Origin of the sequence: Streptomyces sp. NPDC059564, from assembly GCF_042735575.1 — a bacterium.
GTDB lineage: Bacteria > Actinomycetota > Actinomycetes > Streptomycetales > Streptomycetaceae > Streptomyces.
The window spans coordinates 1-3,195 of the sequence record NZ_JBHWBP010000568.1 but is presented as its reverse complement, the minus strand read 5'-3'; the positions used below and the strand labels follow the sequence as shown (position 1 = coordinate 3,195).

At 73.7% G+C, this 3,195-nt stretch carries 3 protein-coding genes and 1 pseudogene; 2 read left to right on the top strand and 2 right to left on the bottom strand.

Going from position 1 to position 3,195, the window contains the following annotated elements; translation table 11 throughout:
• Positions 1 to 196, top strand: a pseudogene (locus tag ACFV0Q_RS40245) (CoA transferase); the annotation flags it as partial.
• Entirely contained in the window at positions 193 to 1,008 is an 816-nt protein-coding gene (locus ACFV0Q_RS40240; protein WP_385012895.1) for an HpcH/HpaI aldolase/citrate lyase family protein, read from the top strand. The pseudogene ACFV0Q_RS40245 and the gene ACFV0Q_RS40240, both read left to right, overlap by 4 nt.
• A gap of 157 nt (positions 1,009 to 1,165) precedes the next feature.
• Here the strand turns inward: ACFV0Q_RS40240 and lgt are convergent, their stop codons facing one another.
• On the bottom strand, positions 1,166 to 2,161 hold the full coding sequence (gene lgt, locus ACFV0Q_RS40235) for a prolipoprotein diacylglyceryl transferase (RefSeq protein WP_385012893.1): 996 nt from the start codon (positions 2,159 to 2,161) through the stop codon (positions 1,166 to 1,168).
• 89 nt (positions 2,162 to 2,250) lie between these two features.
• Complete coding sequence (locus ACFV0Q_RS40230) at positions 2,251 to 3,192, bottom strand: DsbA family protein (RefSeq protein ID WP_385012896.1); 942 nt, start codon at positions 3,190 to 3,192, stop codon at positions 2,251 to 2,253.
• Positions 3,193 to 3,195 lie beyond the last annotated feature (3 nt).

The window sequence follows — 3,195 nt, the reverse complement described above, 5'->3', positions numbered from 1 at the left end:
GGACACGGTGACCGAGGTCGAGGACCCCGAACTCGGACCGATCCGGATGCAGAACGTCCTCTTCCGGCTGTCCGAGACCCCCGGCGGGATCCGCTGGGCGGGCCGCCCGCACGGCGCGGACACCGACGCCGTCCTCACCGAACTCGGCCTGACCGGGGCCGAGATCGCCGCCCTCCGAACGGAGCGTGCCCTGTGATCCTGACCTGGCTCTACGCCCCCGGGGACCGCCCCGAGGTGGTGGCCAAGGCCCTGCGGTGCGGGGCGGACGCCGTCATCGTGGACCTGGAGGACTCGGTGTCGGTCTCCCGCAAGGAGTACGCCCGCGCGGCGACCGCCGAGCTCCTCACCGAGCGGCCCCCGGTCCCCGTCCACGTACGCGTCAACGCGCTCGGTTCCCCCTGGGCGGGCGCCGACCTCACCGCGCTGGCCCGGCTGCGCGGGCTCGCCGGACTGCGGCTGCCGAAGATCGACGCCCCGGAACAGATCGGCCGGGTCGCCGACCGGGCCGGCGGGGTGGCCCTGTACGCCCTGCTGGAGTCCGCGCTGGCTGTGGAGCGGGCGTACGAGATCGCCCGCGCGCACCCCTCCCTGCACGGGCTGACCCTGGGCGAGGCGGATCTCCGCGCCGATCTGGGGGTCAGCGCCGAGGCCGGGCTGGACTGGCCGCGCTCCCGGGTGGTGGTCGCCGCCCGGGCCGCCGGGCTCGCGCCGCCGGCGCAGTCGGTGTTCCCGGACATCCGGGACCTGGAGGCGCTGGCCGCCTCCTGCGCCCGGGGCCGCGCGCTCGGGTTCCTCGGCCGGGCCGCGATCCACCCCCGCCAGCTCCCGGTGATCGAGGAGGCCTACCTCCCCCGGCCCGAGGAGGTCACCGCCGCCGAGGAGATCGTCACCGCCGCCCGCGCCACCCCGGGAGCCCTGGCCCTGCCCGACGGCCGCTTCGTGGACCCGGCGGTGGTGGCGGCGGCCCACCGCACCCTCACCCTCTCCCGCCGCACCAGCCCCCTCTGACGCCGCCGCCCTGCCCCGGGCCCCCGGCGCACCACGCGAGCCCGCTCCGACGCCACCGACCCGGCCCGGGCCCGGCGCCGATCCCCGACGCGGCCCGCGTCCGGGTACGCCGGAGGGGGCGCCGCGGCTCGCGCGACGCCCCCTCCTGTGGATCCGGTCAGCTCTTGTCGGCCCCGTTGGCGGCGCCGTCGGCGGCCTTGCTCAGGTCCGCCTTCGCGGCGACCTCACCGCCCGCGGAGTCCTTCGCCCCCGCGGCCCCGGCCTTGGTGAGGTCGGTCTTCGCGTCGGCTTCGACCGCCTTGGGCTCGCCGGCGGCGGCCACCTCGCCCGGACCACCGGAGGTCTCGGGCTCGACGACCTCCTCGCGGCCCGGCCGCAGCTTCGCCGAGAGCACGAAGTAGACCACCGCGAGGATGAAGACCACGATCGCGGTCCACACGTTGAGGCGCACGCCGAGGATGTGGTGTGCCTCGTCGACCCGCATGTACTCGATCCAGCCGCGCCCCAGGCAGTACGCGGCCACGTACAGCGCGAAGGCCCGCCCGTGCCCGAGCTTGAAGCGGCGGTCGGCCCAGATCACCAGCGCGGCGACGCCGAGGCACCACAGCGACTCGTAGAGGAAGGTCGGGTGGTAGGTCCCGGCGACCCGGTTGGGCGCCTCGCTGATCTTCAGCGCCCACGGCAGGTCGGTGGCTCGGCCGTACAGCTCCTGGTTGAACCAGTTGCCCCAGCGGCCGAAGGCCTGGGCGATGGCGATGCCGGGTGCCAGGGCGTCGGCCCAGGCCGGCAGCGGGATGCCGCGCAGCCGGCAGCCGATCCAGGCACCGACCGCGCCGAGCGCGATCGCGCCCCAGATGCCGAGGCCGCCTTCCCAGATCTTGAAGGCGTCGACCCAGTTGCGGCCTTCGCCGAAGTACAGCTGGTAGTCGGTGATCACGTGGTAGAGGCGGCCGCCGACGAGCCCGAACGGCACCGCCCACACGGCGATGTCCGCGACCGTGCCCGGCTTTCCGCCGCGCGCGATCCACCGCTTGTTGCCGAGCCAGACGGCGACGAAGACGCCGATGATGATGCAGAACGCGTAGCCGCGGAGCGGGATCGGTCCGAGATGGATCACGCCGGTCGACGGACTGGGGATATAGGCAAGGGTCATGGCAGACCTGACGCTACCCTGCCGGGCGGTACGGACCGCAACCCGCCCGGCAAGCTGAAACCAAAACCACACATGGCGCCGAGCGCCGCTCAGTCCTGCGCGGCCCCCCTGGACAGGGCCTTCGCCGAGCCGGACGGCCCGGGCGACGCCTTCCCGGAGCCCTTGACCGAGCCCGAAGACGACGTCGACCCCGATCCGGACGCCGAAGCGGACGCCGACGGGGACACCGCGCCCCCGCCCGCGGCGGCCTCCACCTTCGCCTTCAGCTTCTGCGGGGTCAGCGGATCGGCCTGGTCCGAGAAGATGTCCTTGCCGTCGAGCAGGATGGTCGGGGTGCCGCGGAACTTGCCCGCCGCGAACGCCCCGTGGGACTTGGCGACCCAGCTGTTGTGCGTGCCGTCCTCCACGCAGGAACGGAAGGCGGGGGTGTCCAGCCCGTCCACCTTGCCGGCCAGCTCCAGCAGCTTGGCGTTCTTCCCGTAGGCGTCGTCGGTCTCCTCGGGCTGGTTCTGGAAGAGGACGTCGTGGTACGCGGCGAACTTGCCGGCGTCCTGCGCGCAGGCGGCCGCGTTGGCCGCCTTCAGCGAGCCGCTGCCGCCCATGTTCCCGTCGATCAGGGTGACGATGTGGTAATCGGTCTTGAGCAGGCCCTTGGCCTCGAGGTCGTGGATGGTGTCCCGGTAGTTGGTCTCGAAGGCCTTGCAGGCCGGGCACCGGAAGTCCTCCCAGATGGTCAGCTGGGACTTGGCCCCGTCCTTGCCGTTCTGGATGGCGAGCGCGTCCTTGCCGGTGGCTCCCGACGGGGCGACCACCGGGCCCGCCTTGTCGGACTTGGACCCGGAGCCGGCGTTGGCGGCGATCAGGCCGACGACGGCCGCCAGGCCGAGCACGCCGACCACCGCCGCCGACACGACGAGGGTCCGCCGGCGCTTGTCCCGGGTCTTCTGCCGCTCGCGCTCCTGCTGGAGCCGCTCCCGGGCTGATCGTTTCGTCGTCGCATCGCGGTTCGCACCGTCGGTCTTCTCGCTCACGTT